This is a genomic window from Kribbella sp. NBC_00482 (assembly GCF_036013725.1).
Taxonomy (GTDB): domain Bacteria; phylum Actinomycetota; class Actinomycetes; order Propionibacteriales; family Kribbellaceae; genus Kribbella.
The window spans coordinates 3,774,317-3,790,668 of sequence record NZ_CP107881.1 but is presented as its reverse complement, the minus strand read 5'-3'; the positions used below and the strand labels follow the sequence as shown (position 1 = coordinate 3,790,668).

At 68.4% G+C, this 16,352-nt stretch carries 14 protein-coding genes; 8 read left to right on the top strand and 6 right to left on the bottom strand.

Going from position 1 to position 16,352, the window contains the following annotated elements:
* The first annotated feature begins 2 nt into the window (after positions 1 to 2).
* The gene (locus tag OHB24_RS18715; protein ID WP_327640336.1) at positions 3 to 443 is read left to right on the top strand and encodes a YdeI/OmpD-associated family protein; all 441 of its coding nucleotides are present in this window, start codon (positions 3 to 5) and stop codon (positions 441 to 443) included.
* Here OHB24_RS18715 and OHB24_RS18710 read toward each other — a convergent pair.
* Positions 430 to 3,438, bottom strand: a complete 3,009-nt coding sequence (locus OHB24_RS18710) for a helix-turn-helix transcriptional regulator (protein WP_327640335.1) — start codon at positions 3,436 to 3,438, stop codon at positions 430 to 432. The genes OHB24_RS18715 and OHB24_RS18710 overlap by 14 nt on opposite strands.
* 93 nt (positions 3,439 to 3,531) lie before the next feature.
* Here OHB24_RS18710 and OHB24_RS18705 point away from each other — a divergent pair, with 93 nt between their 5' ends.
* A complete protein-coding gene (locus OHB24_RS18705) occupies positions 3,532 to 4,968 on the top strand; it encodes an Nramp family divalent metal transporter (RefSeq protein ID WP_327640334.1) in 1,437 nt (478 codons plus the stop codon).
* Positions 4,969 to 4,975: 7 nt separating this feature from the next.
* Here the strand turns inward: OHB24_RS18705 and OHB24_RS18700 are convergent, their stop codons facing one another.
* Both OHB24_RS18700 and OHB24_RS18695 read right to left on the bottom strand, forming a co-directional pair.
* Positions 4,976 to 5,905 (bottom strand): SMP-30/gluconolactonase/LRE family protein, encoded by a 930-nt coding sequence (locus tag OHB24_RS18700; protein WP_327640333.1) that lies wholly within the window; start codon positions 5,903 to 5,905, stop codon positions 4,976 to 4,978.
* Between the two features lie 54 nt (positions 5,906 to 5,959).
* Positions 5,960 to 6,874: an SMP-30/gluconolactonase/LRE family protein gene (locus OHB24_RS18695; protein WP_327640332.1), complete on the bottom strand. Its 915-nt coding sequence runs from the start codon at positions 6,872 to 6,874 to the stop codon at positions 5,960 to 5,962.
* Between the two features lie 76 nt (positions 6,875 to 6,950).
* Between OHB24_RS18695 and OHB24_RS18690 the strand changes: the two genes are divergently transcribed.
* The 5 genes from OHB24_RS18690 to OHB24_RS18670 all read left to right on the top strand — a co-directional run bounded on the left by OHB24_RS18690 (position 6,951) and on the right by OHB24_RS18670 (position 11,376).
* Positions 6,951 to 7,385: an Lrp/AsnC family transcriptional regulator gene (locus tag OHB24_RS18690; RefSeq protein ID WP_327640331.1), complete on the top strand. Its 435-nt coding sequence runs from the start codon at positions 6,951 to 6,953 to the stop codon at positions 7,383 to 7,385.
* 74 nt (positions 7,386 to 7,459) lie between these two features.
* On the top strand, positions 7,460 to 9,235 hold the full coding sequence (locus OHB24_RS18685; RefSeq protein WP_327640330.1) for an acetyl/propionyl/methylcrotonyl-CoA carboxylase subunit alpha: 1,776 nt from the start codon (positions 7,460 to 7,462) through the stop codon (positions 9,233 to 9,235).
* Positions 9,235 to 9,687, top strand: coding sequence for a VOC family protein (locus tag OHB24_RS18680; RefSeq protein ID WP_327640329.1), 453 nt, complete (start codon positions 9,235 to 9,237; stop codon positions 9,685 to 9,687). Before OHB24_RS18685 ends, OHB24_RS18680 begins: the two co-directional genes overlap by 1 nt.
* Positions 9,688 to 9,801: 114 nt before the next feature.
* Entirely contained in the window at positions 9,802 to 10,464 is a 663-nt protein-coding gene (locus tag OHB24_RS18675) for an SMI1/KNR4 family protein (protein ID WP_327640328.1), read from the top strand.
* A gap of 63 nt (positions 10,465 to 10,527) precedes the next feature.
* Complete coding sequence (locus OHB24_RS18670) at positions 10,528 to 11,376, top strand: peptidylprolyl isomerase (RefSeq protein ID WP_327640327.1); 849 nt, start codon at positions 10,528 to 10,530, stop codon at positions 11,374 to 11,376.
* 97 nt (positions 11,377 to 11,473) lie between these two features.
* On the opposite strand, the gene OHB24_RS18665 is transcribed toward OHB24_RS18670, so the two are convergent.
* From OHB24_RS18665 to OHB24_RS18655, 3 genes are all read right to left on the bottom strand, one after another.
* Positions 11,474 to 12,643 carry a glycoside hydrolase family 76 protein gene (locus OHB24_RS18665; RefSeq protein WP_327640326.1) on the bottom strand — a complete coding sequence of 390 codons (1,170 nt, stop codon included), beginning with the start codon at positions 12,641 to 12,643 and terminating at the stop codon, positions 11,474 to 11,476.
* Positions 12,644 to 12,754: 111 nt separating this feature from the next.
* Positions 12,755 to 13,945 (bottom strand): SpoIID/LytB domain-containing protein, encoded by a 1,191-nt coding sequence (locus OHB24_RS18660; protein WP_327640325.1) that lies wholly within the window; start codon positions 13,943 to 13,945, stop codon positions 12,755 to 12,757.
* Positions 13,946 to 13,950: 5 nt separating this feature from the next.
* Positions 13,951 to 15,147 carry a peptidoglycan recognition protein gene (locus tag OHB24_RS18655; protein ID WP_327640324.1) on the bottom strand — a complete coding sequence of 399 codons (1,197 nt, stop codon included), beginning with the start codon at positions 15,145 to 15,147 and terminating at the stop codon, positions 13,951 to 13,953.
* A gap of 338 nt (positions 15,148 to 15,485) precedes the next feature.
* On the opposite strand from OHB24_RS18655, the gene OHB24_RS18650 reads away from it, so the two are divergent.
* A complete protein-coding gene (locus tag OHB24_RS18650) occupies positions 15,486 to 16,334 on the top strand; it encodes a hypothetical protein (protein WP_327640323.1) in 849 nt (282 codons plus the stop codon).
* Positions 16,335 to 16,352 lie beyond the last annotated feature (18 nt).

The following is a 16,352-nucleotide window of genomic DNA, read 5'->3' as shown; positions in this document are numbered from 1 at the left end:
TTATGGAGACGTTCGAGGGTCGGGTTGTGGTTAATGACGGTGGGGGTGCCTGGGTGGAGGTGCCGGGGGAGGTTGTTGCGGCGTTGGGTGGGGGTGGGCGGATTCCGGTGGTGGCTTCGTTTGACGGGGTGGGGTATCGGGGGTCGATTGCGTCTATGGGTGGGTGTATGGCGTTGGGGGTGTTGAAGAGCATTCGCAGCGAGTTGGGGAAGGGGGACGGGGACGCGGTGACTGTGACGGTTGAGCGGGATTCCGGTGAGCGGGTTGTGGAGGTGCCGGAGGATCTTGCGGCTGCGTTGGCGGGGGCTGGGTTGCGGGAGGCGTTCGACGGGATGAGTTACAGCCATCGGCGCGAGCACGTGAAAGCGATCATGGACGCCAAGAAGCCGGAGACTCGGGCTCGGCGGATTGCTAAGGCTTTGGAGATGCTCAGGGCTTCTTGAGGGAAGCGAGTTCGGTGCGGTTGGCGACGCCGAGTTTGGCGTAGACGTGGGCTAGGTGGGTCTTTACCGTGCCGCGGCTCATGAACAGGCGTTCGCCGATCTCCGGGTTGCTGAGGCCTTCGACCGCGAGGGCGACGACTTGTTCCTCGGTCGGTGTGAGGCTGGCCCAGCCGGATGACGGGCGGCCGCGGGCGCCGCGGGTACGCCGGGCATACGCGACGGCCTCGTCCAACGGGAGCGGCGGCTCGCCTTGCGACGGCTGGGTGGGCGACGGGAGGTCAGGTGGTGTTGCCAACCCGAGCTCTGTACGGGCGGCGGTTGCGGCTGTGGACAGGCGGGTTGCATCGGTGGGGCGGTTGGTGTGGGTTGCCAGGAGGGCAAGGGATTCCAGGCTGTCGACGACGTACGTGCGCAGCCCGTGGTCGACGCGGATCGTGAGCGCCTGGTGCAGGAGGTCGGCCGCCTTGTCGGGGTGGTCGGTGATCGCGATCCGGCCCAGTTGGTCGAGTGCGTCGGCCAGGATCCGCGGGAGGTTGTAGCGGCGCGCCAGCTCGACAGCACGTTCAAGCAGCTCGGTAGCGTCCTGTCCGCCGGCACGCTTCGCGGCGGCGACAGTTGGCAGCAACATCGCGGGCGCGAACGTCCCGGCGAGTGGGCTGTCCGGTGCGGTGTCGCGGGCCAGCCACTCGACCGCTGCGTCGTACTCGCCGCTCCAGAACGAGATCAGCCCCATCACCTGACCGAGATTCGGTACGACGGCACCCGCCGTGTCGGCCAGCTCGAGCAGCGGCCGCATCAACTCGCGTGCCTCGTCGAGCCGGCCCGTTCTGGCCAGCACCGACGCCAGTTGTCCCCGTGCAGTCCCGACGCGGTGGAAGTCGGCGAGCGGTTCGGCGGCGGCGAGGGCGCGTTCGGCGATCTCTACCGCCTTCAACGGTTCGCCGGTGGAGACCAGGCTCTCGGACCAGACGGTCAGCACGGTCGAGGCGATACCGCGTTCGCCGCTGGAGATCAGGCCGTCGGCGGCGCGATCGAGCAGCGGGCGGAGGTCGTCGTGGCGATCCCACAGCGACAGCAGGACGCACTGCAGGGCGACGTTCGCGTTCCGGGCCGACTCGTCGCCGATCCCGTCGGCCAGCCGGACGCCTTCCGCCGTCAGATCCCACGCTTTCTGGAAGTCGGTGAAGAACTCGCCGACCGCGACCAGTGCGAGGAACAGCGAACGCAGCCGGTCGTCGTCCAGCTCGGTCGCGAGTTCGAGCCCGCGGCCCGCCGCGTCGTACCCGAACGGGTCGACCGTGTCTGCGACAGTCGCGTACCCGTAGAGCAAACGGGCCTGGAGCAACGTTCTGTCGTCCGGCGCGCTGTCGATCGCGCGGCGCAGGTAGCCGATGCCCTCGTTGCCGGTCGCCTGCAGGTTCCACAGCCACCGCAGCGCCGCGGCAAGCCGCCGGCCGCGTGACGGATCGGCCGCGGAAAGTCCGTTTTCCAGGGCGGCGCGGTAGTTCTCGCGGTCCGGTTCGATCAGCGCACGCCAGGCGTCGCGATCCTTGTCCAGCAAGGGTTCCGCGGCCTCGGCGACCTCGAGGAAGTGGTCGAGATGCCGATCCCGTACGTCGTCGTCCGCCGTCACACGTGTTCCGGCGTACTCGCGGATCGTCTCCAGCAACCGGTATCGCCCGCCCTCGGCGACGACAAGCGATTTGTCGACAAGCCGCGCGAGAACCTCCAGTACGGCGCCGCAGACGGCCGATGCCGCGTCGAGCGTGAACCCACCGGCGAAGACCGCCAGCCGGCGGAAAACCTGGCGCTCGTCCTCGTCGAGCAGGTCGTAGCTCCAGTCGATCGACGCGGCGAGCGTGCGCTGGCGGGCCGCGACACCACGAACGTTCTTCGTCAGCAGACCGAACCGATCGCTCAGACCTGTCAAGATCTGTTCCGGTGTCAGCGTGCGGACCCAGGCGGCTGCCAACTCCAGGGCCAGCGGGATGCCGTCCAAACGCACGCAGATCAAGCGGATCGCCTGGTCCGACTCGGGTTGCGTGAGACCGCCGGCGCGCTCGAGGAACAGCGCCCGTGCTTCGTCCGGGGCCAGCGCGGGTACGCGCCAGATCGCCTCGCCGGGTAAGTCCAACGGCTCCCGGCTCGTCGCGAGGACTGAGATCTCCGGGCAGCCGGTCTGCAGGGCGACGACGAACTCGGCGACACCCTCGAGGATCTGCTCGCAGTTGTCGAGGCAGATCAGGGCACGTTTGGTCCGGAGCTGTCCGATGAGGAGGCGATCACCGGACTCGACCAGGAGACCGATCGCGGCAGCGACCGTCTCAGGGATCTGCGCACTGTCGGTGACAGCGGAGAGGTCGACCCACCAGACTCCGTCCGTCCAGCGTTCGGCCAGTTGTGCCGCGGTCTGCGCGGCCAGGCGGGTCTTTCCGCTACCGCCCGGTCCGGTGAGGGTGACGAGGCGACTGCCGGACAGTTGGGTACGGAGTGCGGCGACCTGGGTCTCCCGGCCCACGAAACTGGTGAACATCACCGGAAGGTTGTTCGGCACCTCGTCCAGGGACCGCAACGGCTCGGCGGTGGCGGTCAGCTCGAAGACCCGCTCCGGCGAGCCGAGATCCCGCAACCGGTGCATGCCGAGGTCGATCAGATCCGTGAGTCCCGCGGCCGTCGTTGCTGTCAGCAACGTCTGGCCGGGGTTGGCGATCGCCAGCAAATGCTCGGCGTGCCGGACCGCCTGCGTCGTTGAAGGTGCAGTATGCAGGACGATCCGGAGCAGCTCACCGGCAGGTACGCGGGCAGCGGCTTCCCGGAGCGACTGCGCCGCGGAGGTCGCGTCGAGCGGGTCGGCGTACAGCAGGACGGGCCATCCGGCGTCCCGGCGTACCAGCTGCTCCCCCGGCAGTTCGGCGGCCAGGCCGGCCAGGCGTGCGTAGGCGGGTGCGCTGGCGGCACCGGCGTACGACGCGATCAGGACTGTCACCCCACCCATGGGCGCCAGTGTGCCATTCGGCGGTGTGGGGTCGCCGTTGTCGACAGTATTCGCTACCCTCCCGAAAGGGGGTTCGAGGAAGTGAGGAGCCTGATGGCAGACACCGCATCGACTGACCACGGACGATTCGCGCTACCGACCAAGAACCTGCCCGCACCGCAGGTTCGCGACCTTCCGGAACCGCCTGCCAATACCTGGAAGATCATCGGCCCCGGCATGGTCGGCGCCGGTGTGGGGCTGGCCTCGGGCGAGTTCATCCTCTGGCCCTACATCTCCAGCCAGATCGGCCTGGTGTTCCTCTGGGGCGCCCTCGTCGGCGTGGTGGTCCAGTGGTTCCTGAACATGGAGATCGAGCGGTACACGCTGGCAACTGGTGAGACAGCGTTGACCGGCTTCAACCGGTACGGGAAGCACTGGGGCCTGTTCTTCGCGATCATGACGTACTTCGCGAACCTCTGGCCGGGCTGGGCGACGAGCTCGGCGAGCATGCTCACGTACCTGTTCGGCGCCGGCGACCCACGCTGGATCGCGATCGTCATGCTCGTGGTGATCGGCGCGATCCTGACCCTCGCGCCGGTCGTCTACGTGATGCTCGAGCGGCTGATCGCGGTGAAGATCGCGGCCGTCGCGCTGCTCGTCATCCTCGCGCTCGTGTTCGCGATCCGCGGGAAGACGTACGGCGCGCTCGGGGACGCGGTCACGAATCCGCAGTTCCCGGCCGAGCAGCTCGGGTTCGCGCTGGTGATGGGCGCGATCGCGTACGCCGGCGCGGGCGGCGGCCAGAACCTCGTGCAGAGCAACTGGATCCGGGACAAGGGCTTCGGGATGGGCGTGCACGTGCCGCGGCTGACGTCACCGGTGACCGGTGAGACCGAGGCCGACCCGACCGCCAACGGGTACACGTTCCCGCCGAACGACGAGAACCTGGCCCGCTGGAAGCGCTGGTGGAAGTTCGCGAACATCGAGCAGGCCGCGACCTTCGTGGCGATCACCGTGGTGACGATCATCTTCACCTCGATGCTCGCGCACGCCACGTTGTTCGGCGACAGCGCCGTGAAGAACAACATCGGCTTCCTGAAGATCGAGGGTACGACGCTGCAGACCCTGGTGGGCGGCTGGTTCGGCTACCTGTTCTGGGCGATCGGCGCCTTCTCGCTGTTCGCCGCGGCGGCCGGCATCGTCGACTACACGTCCCGGCTGGCAGCCGACATGGTCAAGGCCCGGTACCTCCGGGAGTCGGCGGTCTCCGAGTCCAAGCTGTACTTCTGGCTGGTCTGGGGACTGGTTGCCTTCGGCATCATCGTCCTGCTGGCCGGCGTCACCCAGCCGCTGGTGCTCCTGGTGATCTCCGCCTGCACAGCCGGCACCATGATGTTCGTCTACTCCGGCCTGCTCTGGTGGATGAACTCGAGGGCTCTGCCGCGCGCCATCCGCATCACCACCTTGCGCACGGCCGTCCTGGCCTTCTCGTTCCTGGCCTTCGGATTCTTGGCCGTCTTCACCATCATCGACCAAGCCAAGAAGCTCTAGAAGCAACTCAGCCCCGGGGGCCGTAGGCCTCCGGGGCGCCGTTGGCCGTGGTGAAGAGGGAGTAGACGGACGTGGTCGCCGTGAGGAACAGGCGGTTGCGTTTCGGGCCGCCCCAGGTGAGGTTGCTGACGGTCTCGGGGACCAGGAGTTTGCCGAGCAGCGTGCCGTCGGGGTGGTAGACGTGCACGCCGTCCGCCGCCGACGCCCAGACGCGGCCCTGGGTGTCGAGGCGGATGCCGTCGAAGATGCCGTTACCGCACTCGGCGAACAGCTCTCCGCCGCTCAGCTTGTCGCCGTCGACGGTGAAGACGCGGATCGTCCCCTCCTCCGAATCGGCGATGTAGAGCAACGACTCGTCGAGCGAGAACGCGAGCCCGTTCGGCCGGTTGAAGTCGTCGGCGACGCGGGTCAGCCCGCCGTCCGGCGCGACCCGGTACACGTGGCAGCCGCCGGTCTCGATCTCGCCCTTGTACCCCTCGTAGTCGCTGTCGATCCCGTACGCCGGATCCGTGAACCAGACCGATCCGTCCCGCTTCACCACCACGTCGTTCGGGGAGTTCAGCCGCTTCCCGTCGTACTCGTGGGCAAGGACCGTGATGCCGCCGTGGTGCTCGGTCCGCGTCACGCGCCGGTTGCCGTGCTCGCAGCTCACCAGCCGGCCCTCGGTGTCGCGGGTGTGGCCGTTGGTGTTGCCGGCCGGGTGCCGGAAGACGGAGACCTGGTACGACGTCTCGTCCCAGCGCAGGATGCGGTCGTTCGGGATGTCGCTCCAGAGCAGGTACCGGCCGGCGGCGGAGTACACCGGGCCCTCGACCCAGCGGCCGCCGGTCCACAACCGTTCGAGATGGCTGTCACCGCGGATCCCGGCGAACCGGTCGTCCAGCTTCTCCCAGACGGCCGGTGCGGTTCCTGCCAACGGCTCGAGAATTCCCGTCATCACGACTCCTCCTGATTTGGATCTCTCGCACCGAAGGATATGCGTGGCCAGGATTTACCGCTGAGCGGTCGAGAGCCAGGACCACACCGAGGTGGTCGCGGTGATGAACAGGCGGTTGCCCTTCGGGCCGCCGAAGGTCAGGTTGGACACCACGTCCGGCAGCAGCAGCTTGCCGATCAGCGTGCCGTCCGGGTCGAAGCAGTGCACGCCTTCGTGCGTCGCCGCCCAGACCCGGCCGGTGCTGTCCAGCCGGATGCCGTCGAACATCCCGCCCTCGCACGGCGCGAACACCTCGCCGCCGATGAGCTTGTCGCCGTCGACGTCGAACCGGCGGATGTGCTTGCCCGGGGTGTCGACGACGTACAACTGGCTCTCGTCGCGAGAGAACGCGAGGCCGTTCGGGCGGATGAAGTCGTCCGCGACGACGGTCAGCGTGCCGTCGGGGTCGATCCGGTAGACGTGGCAGCCGTCGATCTCCTGCTCGGCGGCATGCCCCTCGTAGCTCGAGGTGATCCCGTACGGCGGGTCGGTGAACCAGATCGACCCGTCACTGCGCTCGACCACGTCGTTCGGGCTGTTCAGGCGCCGTCTCGACCCACTACTGCCGAGGTGCGAGGCGAGGACCGTGCGGCTGCCGTCGTACTCCGTTCGCAGCACCTGGCGATCGCCCTGCGAGCAACTGATCAGGCGGCCGGCTCGGTCGATGGTGTTGCCGTTGACGTAGCCGGACGGCTGGCGGAACACGCTGACCTGACCGGAGAGCTCGTCCCAGCGGAGCAACCGGTCGTTCGGGATGTCGCTGAAGACGAGGCAGCGCCAGGCCGGCGAGTACGCCGGTCCTTCGAGCCAGCGGCCGCCGTCGTACAGGCATTCGAGGTACTCGTCGCCCGCGATCTTGCTGAAGCGCTCGTCGAGCACCACGAGTTCGGCCCGGAGCCGCCGCGGCGCGGCGTTGAGTGTGATTGTCATACGCGGAACGCTATCCTGTCTCTGACAGCTCATACAGAACGAGATTTGGTTTGTGACCGATATGACAGTAGATGATGTGGATCGTGGGTTACTGGCTGCGTTGCAGGAGGACGCCGGGCAGTCGTACGCCGCGCTCGGGCAGGCGGTCGGGCTCTCGGCCGGATCCGCCCACGAACGGGTCCGGAAACTGAAGGCGTCCGGCGTGATCCGGCGTACGACGATCGACGTCGACCCGGCCGCGGTCGGGCTCGGCGTACTGGCGTTCGTGCTGCTCGAGTCGGGCGCCTGGATGGGCGACGAGGCGACCCTGGAGGCGTTGCGGAAGATCCCCGCCGTCGAGGAGGCGCACATCATCGCCGGGCCGGCCTCGGTCCTGGTGAAGGTCCGCACGGCGACCACCGAGGGCCTGCAGGCGACCCTGCGCGCTCTCCATCAGGTGGACGGAGTGACCAGCACTCAGACGGTGGTGGTCCTCGAGACCTTCTTCGAAGGGCAACCCACCGTGCTGTGATCGTGGTGTGAGCAACACCCTCCCCGCAGGACGGCTGCTTGACCCTAGACTCGGGCCAGCCGAAGGGAGTCGCTGTGTCCGACAGCTTGCAGATCACCAAGGTGCTCGTCGCCAACCGGGGCGAGATCGCCGTCCGGGTCGTCCGCGCCGCCGCCGACGCGGGGCTGGGCAGCGTCGCCGTGTACGCCGACCAGGACCGGGACGCGCTGTTCGTCCGGCTCGCCGACGAGGCCTACGCGCTGGACGGGTCGACACCGGCCGACTCCTACCTGAACATCGCCAAGATCCTGGACGTGGCGGCCCGCTCGGGTGCGAACGCCGTACATCCGGGTTACGGGTTCCTGGCCGAGAACGCCGACTTCGCGCAGGCGGTGATCGACGCCGGGCTGATCTGGATCGGGCCGCCGCCGTCGGCGATCGATTCGCTGGGCGACAAGGTCAAGGCGCGGCACATCGCGGAGAAGGTCGGCGCACCGCAGGTCCCCGGTACGCCGGATCCGGTGGCGAACGCTGATGAGGTGGTGGCGTTCGCCCAGGAGTACGGGCTGCCGATCGCGATCAAGGCGGCGTACGGCGGCGGCGGGCGCGGGATGAAGGTCGCGCGGACGCTGGAGGAAGTACCGGAGCTGTTCGAGTCGGCGACACGTGAGGCTGTCAGCGCCTTCGGGCGCGGCGAGTGCTTCGTCGAGCGGTACCTGGACAAGCCGCGGCACGTCGAGACCCAGTGCCTGGCCGATGCCCACGGCAACGTTGTCGTGGTGTCGACGCGGGACTGCTCGCTGCAGCGCCGGTACCAGAAGCTCGTCGAGGAGGCGCCGGCTCCGTTCCTGTCGCCCGAGCAGATGGAGCTGCTGTACTCGTCGTCGAAGAAGATCCTCCGCGAGGCCGGGTACGTCGGCGCCGGGACGTGCGAGTTCCTGGTCGGGCAGGACGGGCTGATCTCGTTCCTCGAGGTGAACACCCGGCTGCAGGTCGAGCACCCGGTCTCCGAGGAGGTCACCGGCATCGACCTGGTCCGGGAGATGTTCCGGATCGCCAACGGCGAAGAGCTCGGGTACGACGACCCGGTTGTCTCGGGGCACTCGATCGAGTTCCGGATCAACGCCGAGGACGGCGGTCGCGGGTTCCTGCCCGCTCCGGGAACGCTGACGCGCTGGCATGCGCCGTCGGGTCCGGGTGTCCGTCTCGACGGCGGGTACGACCAGGGCGAGACCGTGCCGGGTGCGTTCGACTCGCTGGTCGCGAAGCTGATCGTCACCGGGCGGGACCGGACGCAGGCGCTGGAGCGGTCGCGCCGGGCGCTGCGGGAGTTCGTCGTCGAGGGCATGCCGACGGTCATCCCGTTCCACGCCGCGGTCGTCTCCGATCCGGCGTTCGTCGGGACGGACGGGTTCAAGGTCCACACGCGCTGGATCGAGACCGAGTACGACAACCAGCTCACGCCGTACGACGGTCCGACGGCCGAGGCAGCGCCCGACACCGAGCGCGAGAAGGTGACCGTCGAGGTCGGGGGTAAGCGGCTCGAGGTAGTTCTTCCCGCCGGGCTCGGTGCGATCGGCGCCGCTCCTGCTGCGGGCGGGTCGAAGAAGAAGCCGTCGCGGCGGGCGGGCGGTACGAAGAGCTCGGCCGCGTCCGGTGATTCGCTGACGTCGCCGATGCAGGGCACGATCGTCAAGATCGCGGTCGAGGAAGGCGCGACGGTGGCCGAGGGCGACCTGATCGTGGTCCTCGAGGCGATGAAGATGGAGCAGCCCCTGAACGCCCACAAGTCCGGCACCGTCACCGGCCTCAGCGCAGAGGTAGGCGCCACAGTCTCAGCCGGCGCCGCCATCTGCGAGATCAAGGACTAATGCCCCCGGACCCCGACGCCGAGGCGGCGTACCCGCCGTCGCCGGACGGCGGTGCGACGGAGCTGCCGTCGCCGGACGTGGGTGCGGCGGAGCTGCCCTTGCCGGTGGTTGATGCGGTCGCGTTCGACTCGGCGGATCCGGACGCGCTGGGCCGGTTCTGGCAGGCGCTGATCGGCGGCGAGCTCCGCCCCGATCAGCACGGCGTCACCGAACTCCGCGGCGGCAGCGTCCGCCTGGACTTCGCCCAGGTCCCCGAAGGCAAACAGGTCCGCAAGAACCGCGTCCACCTGGACCTCTACGTCCCCCCGGACACCAAGGACCGCTCCATCGCCCGAGCCCTGTCCCTCGGCGCCACCCGAGCCGACGACATCTACGACGGCCCCCTCTGGCAATGCCTCAGAGACCCCGAAGGCAACGAATTCTGCCTGATCTGGGGCGCCGCCCACCCGTAGCCGAGCATGTGAGCACCCCCCTCGGCGACCGGGAACAGGCTATTGCCTATCCCCAGTCACCAGCGGGTGTCCCAACTCAACCGGGACCTGGACGTCTGGCATAGTCCGGATGTTATGGACCGGTCCGTGGCGGAGTCGTGGGGTTCGATCATCCAGTGGCTGGAGGAGCACCTGCCGCATGCGCTGGAGCACCTTCAGCCGCCGGCGTCCTGGAGCGAGATCTCCACCCTGCGCGCGGCCATGGACCGTCGTCTGCCGAGCGATCTGATCGCTTGGCTCAGCCTGAACAACGGCTTCGGATGGAAGGCGGACTTCGGGAGACTCCTCCCGTTCCTCTACATCCCGATGGGGATCGACCGCATGCTGCGCGACCGCGAGATGTTGCGGACCGTTACCGCCACGGTCTTTCCGGAGCGATCGCTCGCCGGCGAGCAGGCTCCGGCCGGCAGCGGGTCCTTCGAGTGGCTGGACGGCTTTCTGCCGATCGGCGACGCGGGCACCGACATCCATCTGTTCGTCGACCTTCGCGAGGGCGAGCAGTTCGGCTGTGTCAGCACGTTTGACAACGAGTCGGAGGCGTCGTCCGTCCCGGACTGGTTCAGCATCGGCGAGATGCTCGCTGATGTGGCCGATGCGCTCACGCTCAACCAGCCTGCGCCGCAGGACCACGGGCGCCGCTATCACGCCAGCATGCGCTTCCCCGACAGGCCTCCGCACGGTTGGCGGCCTTACATCGACGAAAACCGGCTTCGGTGGGAATTAGTAGCTCTGGATTGACAGACAGTTCTCAGGTTTTCGCTGTAGGTTCCCTGCAGGTGTCTCGGTGAGGAGGGTTTCTGCATGACCAAGAAGACCCATCAGCAGCAGCTGGCGGCGCGGAAGGCGAAGCGGCAGGCTGAGCGGGAGATTGAGCGGCGGCGACAGCGGCGGAATCTGGGGATCACCGTGACCGCGATCGCGGCGGTGGTCGTGGTTCTCGTGGGGGTCTTCGTGCTGTTCGGGGTGGGTGGCGACGACAAGCCGGCCGCGTCCTCGTCGGCGCCGCCGGAGAACAAGCCGGCCAGTATCCCGACCGCGATGGCACCGGCCCCGAAGCGCGCGACGCCGCTCGCATCCGAGGTGAACTGCACGTACAAGAAGTCCACCGAGCCGGCCGCGAAGAAGGTCAATGCGCCGGCCGACGGGAAGATCAAGGCGTCGGGTACGTCGAAGGTCAGCCTGAACACGTCCGTCGGCGACCTGCAGCTGACCCTGGACAGCGCCCTCGCGCCCTGCACGGTGAAGAGCTTCCTGAGCCTGGTCGGCCAGAAGTACTTCGACAACACCAAGTGCCACCGGCTGACGGTCGGCGAAGGCCTGCAGGTGCTGCAGTGCGGCGACCCGAGCGGGACCGGCTCCGGTGGACCGGGCTACAGCTTCGCGGACGAGGTCTACCCGACGCTGCAGTACGGCCGCGGCATCCTCGCGATGGCGAACTCCGGCGCGAACACGAACGGCAGCCAGTTCTTCATCGTGTACGGCGACGCCTCCGGGCTGACCCCGCAGTACACGGCGTTCGGGACGATCGACGAGCCGAGCGTGAAGCTGATCGACAAGGTCGCGGAGGCCGGCGTCACGCCGCAGAACGGCCCCCAGGACGGTACGCCGATCACACCGGTGGACATCAAAACAGCATCAGCAGCCGCCTGAAAGAGAACAACCGCGCCGCCCGCCCCCTGCGGGGACGGGCGGCGCGATGTTGTCAGGAGCAGCCGGGTCGGGCGGACCCAGCGGCGTTCCCTCGTCGTCAGGCGAGGAGGTGGTACTGCGAGCGCGGCCACGCCAGCAGTGCGTGGACCTGGGTGATGCCGGACTGCTGCAGGAGCTCGACCGATCCCTCGCGGAACTTGTAGAGGTTCGTCGCGGGGTCGCGGGTGGTGTTCCAGTTGTAGTCGGCGTACGCCTGCATCGCCTTGCGGTACCGCGGATCCGGTACGACGGAGTCCAGGATCAGCAGGTTCTTGAACCAGATCGAGTTGAACGCCGCACCGTTCTTCGCCAGGATCTCAGGCGTGTTGTAGAACGCCAGCGAGGCATTGGCCACCGACTTCGCGTCCCGCAGGTACTTGACGTTACCCGTTGCCTTGAACAACAACACGCCGGCGCCGAGCATCACGCCCTGGTTGTAGCTCCACTGCGTCTTCTCGATGTTGCCGGCCAGGTCGATGTGGTCCCAGTACAGCCCGTTCGGCGCGAGCATGCAGTCCTGCGTCCATTGGTACATCCGCTGGGCCCACGTCAGGTACGACTTGTCCCGCGTCAGCAGGTACAGGTGCGCCCCGAGCTCGGCGCCCGGTCCGTTCGACACCGTGTTGCGGTCCTGGCTCCACGGCGCCTGGGTCCAGTACACGCCGCCGGCGCACGGGTGCGACGGATCCGTGTCCCAGCCGTGGACGACGAGCGCGAAGATCTCCTTGGCCCGCGCAAGGGCCGCGCGGTCACCGGTCCGCTTGAACCGCTGGATCAGGTTCAGCCCGATCCACTCGTTGTCGTCGTAGAACTTGTCGCCGCCCTGACCGTTCGGCGGCCGGACGTACGAGTCGTACCCGGTGGGCGTCGTCCCGGCGTTCCAGTAGAACTCGTACGCCGCAAGCCGGCGATCGGCCTCCGCCGAGCCCTTCCGGCCCGCACCGGGTACGCCGGCCAGGTCCTCCGCAGCGATCGCCGCCTGCGAGTACGGCCAGACGTACGAGTACGGGTTGCTCTGGGTGTTCGGGTACTCCTCGAGCAGCAGCCCCTTGCCGGCGTCGAAGTACTTGTTGATCGCGTCGTACGACGCACGCGCCCGAGCGGCAGCGGTCGGGTCGGTGCCCGCCGCCTCACCGGCACTGGCCGTGGTCGTGTTCAGCGAACCGAGGACCGCGACCGCGAGCACTCCGGCGGCCAGACGAGTTGATATACCAATCTTTCTGCGCATCGACCTGCTCCTCCTGGGCGGTGGTTGACAGCGATGTCACGTTGTAACCGGCGCACGGACGCCGCGTCAATGCCTCAGCGACCAGGCCTTCCGGAACCAGGAGTTGGTATATCAAGGAGTCCGGGCCGGGAAACTGATCCACGAGGACCGCAGGTGCAACCGGATCCGCACCTGGTCGGCCGTCAGAACACGCTTTCCGCGCGATCCGACCGCCTCGACGGTGAGCGCCCGCCCGCCGCCCGGGCCGACGCCGGTGCGCTTCAGGACGCGGACGTAGCGGATCGAGCCGACAGCGAAGACCGCCTGCATCTGGGCGGCCGTCCGGGTCACCGTCCACGCCACGTTCGGGTTCCCGTTCTTCGGGTAGGCGTCCCAGCCGTCCGCCTTCGTGAGCTGGTACGGCACATCACCCGCCGCCGTCGCCCCGCCGTTCGACGAGGAGAACTCCGCGATGATCGGATTGCCCTTGTACAGCCGGACCTGACCCGCGGTCGCCGCGATCGCGTTGTTCGTCGAGGTTTCCTCCGAGTCGTACCCGCCGTACACCTGGCAGGACGTGGTGTCGCACAAGTCATACGCTTTCCGCGCCGCGCGGGCCCGGTGGAACACCGAATAGGTGCGGGCGGCAACGGCCTGCGCCTGCAACGCGGCCGGGCGCCAGCTCGACACCGACTCGCGAGGTACGACGCCACGCAGGTAGTACTCGAGCGGCAGCACGTTCACCGTGTCCAGGTGTGCCCCGGACACGTCGATCGCCCGCAGCGCGCCGCGATACCGGCGTACGGCGCCACTCGGCAGGACCAGCCCGATCACGGCCGCTCCCTCGAACTGCGCCATGCCCGTGAACGTCTTGTAGAGCGTCCATTTCCGGGCCTTCGCGTCGTACGAGCTGAGCTTCGTGCCGTGCTCGCCGTTCGGGTCGATCGACCACTGACTCCGGGTCGATGCCCTGGGCAACGGATAGACCTTGCCGGTCGCCAGCGAGCGGACCGCGAGCCCGCTCACCGCGCCGACCCGGACGCCGTCGGTGGTGTCCGCGCTGACCCGGACCCGGATGCTGCCGGTCGCCTTCCCGGTCGTCGTCCCCGGGTAGTAGAAGTCGAGGATCTGCTTGGCCGGCTTCCCGGCCAGCGCCGCACCCTGCGCGCCGTACTGCGACAGTCCGCGGCCGTGCCCGAATCCGCGCCCGTTGATCGTCGTGTCCGGCGCCGCGGCCGGCACGACGTCGCGGGCCTGCGCGGTCGCGCTGATCACCGTGGAGGACAAGACAACGACGGCGATGGCACCCCGGGAAATCGACACAGTTCTCATGATGGTCTCCCGTAGACAAGGTGGACCTGGCGATCCCGCCGGTCCCAGACGAGCCAGCCGCGCTGGAACTTCTGCCGGGACCCGACCGAGGTCTGATAGGCGTCGGTGATCGGCAGCCCGAGCCGCGCGCTGCCGGCCCCGAGCCGCCGGTACCGGGTCCGGAAAGCGCCGGACGTGGAATGCGGGCCGGTGGCAACGGAGTAGAAGACGTCGCGGGTAGCGAAGTACGTCGCCCAGCCGGTCCGGGTCCGGTGCTCGCCCCAGAACGGCTGGCCGAGATTCCGGAAACCGAGTTTCCGCGCGTACTCGTAGATCGGGGTCGAGAAACTCCCGCTCATCAAGGTGTTCACGCGCTGCTTCAGCCAGCCGAGCTTGTTGTACAGCTGGGTTCCCGGGCACGCCGTCGCCTTGGTGTCACGGTGTCCGGACACCGTGTGCAGGCGGCTTCCGTCGAGCACGATCGTGGCCAGCGGCGACCGGTAGTTGGCGTCCAGTTTCCACGCGATCACGCGCGCCGTGGACTCCAGCATCGCCGGCGGCGGTGCGGTCTGCTCGAAGTTTCCGATCACCGCGACGCCGAACGAGTTCGCGTTGAACGACGACGTGTGCGCACCGAGCACCGGCAGCTGCGCACCGCCGTACCGGCCCTCGAAGACGCGCCCGAAGCGGTCGACGAGGAAGTTGTACCCGAGATCGCACCAGCCGCGGCTCTTCACGTGGTACGCGTACATCGCCCGCACCATCGCCGGGACCTGCGTGCGGGTGTAGTCGTTCCGATCGGCGGTGTGATGGACGAACGCCGCCAGCACAGTCTTCGTGTACTTCGGCGGCACGCAGGAAGCCCCGTTGTGCGCGCGCAGTCGCTCGTCGGCGCCCCACCGTTTCCGGCTCACCATCAACGGCATCGGGTACGGCGCCCTGCTCGACGCGGCCTCGACTGTGCCGCCCGGCTCCTCGGAGTCGGAGCTGAGCACGCCCGGCTGGATCAGCACCACCTTGGCGTCGGAGACCGCGCCGGCAGCCGTCACCGCACTCGCCTGCACGCCGGTCGCCTTACCGACCCACAACGGTTCGGTGCCGGCCCGCTCAATTCCTTCGGGATCCGATGCATCGGGACCGTGATCGTCCTCGATCTGCATCGGCTGCCAATCGGTCCATTGACCGTCGCGTTGGACGCGAACCTTTGCAGTCACACCCGCAACGCCTTCGGGCCAGGTGATGCCGACCATCCCGAACGGTGCGGTTTCGGCTCGAACGGACGGGCCGTCGAGCGGGATCTCTTGATACGAGGGATCGGGATTGGAGTGCGGTAGCGGGACCAAGGCAGCCGCCGTCAACACAAGCGGCAACAGTCGCGCAGTCTTGCCCATAGACAGCCTTCCGGCGCGGGGACGGACAGTCGCTGGGCGGCGCGCTCCTCGATTATGCGCCGACGGTGACCGCTTTCCCGGGATTACGTCACCCTGCGTGGCGTCGCCTGTCTTGAGGGATTCGATAGGCTCTCCCTAAAGCCCCCGAGAGAGGCCCGACAATGGAATTCATCCTGATCATCGCCGTGGCGGTGATCGCGGTCCTGGCGTACCGCTCGTACCGTCGGACCCAGCTGCAGACCAAGAAGCAGCACGAGATCACGGCCGGCGAGCTCGAGTCGGTGAAGCGGACGGCCGACGAGGACATCACCCGCTTCGGCGAGGAGCTGCAGGACCTCGACCTGGAAATGGTCGGCAAGGACCTCGGCGACGGCGCCCGGCAGGACTACCAGCGCGCGCTGGACTCCTACGAGTCCGCGAAGCAGGCGGTCGGTCAGGTGACCGAGGCCGACCAGATCAAGCACGTGATCGAGATCCTCGAGGACGGCCGGTACGCCGCTGCCTGTGTGCGCGCCCGCGTGGCCGGCGAGCCGCTGCCGCAGCGGCGCCCGTCCTGTTTCTTCAACCCGCAGCACGGCCCGTCGGTCGAGGACGTGCTGTGGGCACCGCCCGGTGGCGCCCAGCGTGAGGTGCCGGCCTGTGCGGCCGACGCCGAGCGGGTCCGCGCCGGCGCCGAGCCGGACGTCCGCAAGGTCATGGTCGGCCCGCAGCGGGTGCCGTACTGGGAGGCCGGCCCGGCCTACTCGCCGTACGCGCAGGGCATGTTCGGCGCGCTCGGCGGTGTGATGACCGGTATGTTCCTCGGCACGATGCTCGGCGGCATGTTCGCCGGCGGCGGCTACGGCGACTACGCGGGCGGCTACGACGGCGGCGGTGACGGCGGAGGGGACGGCGGAGGGGACGGCGGCGGCTACGACGGCGGTGACGGCGGCGGCGGCGATGGCGGGGGCGACTTCAACCCCTTCGACGGCGGCGACGGCGGCGGCTTCGACTTCGGCGGCGACTTCTAAGAACCGCGACAGGGCCCC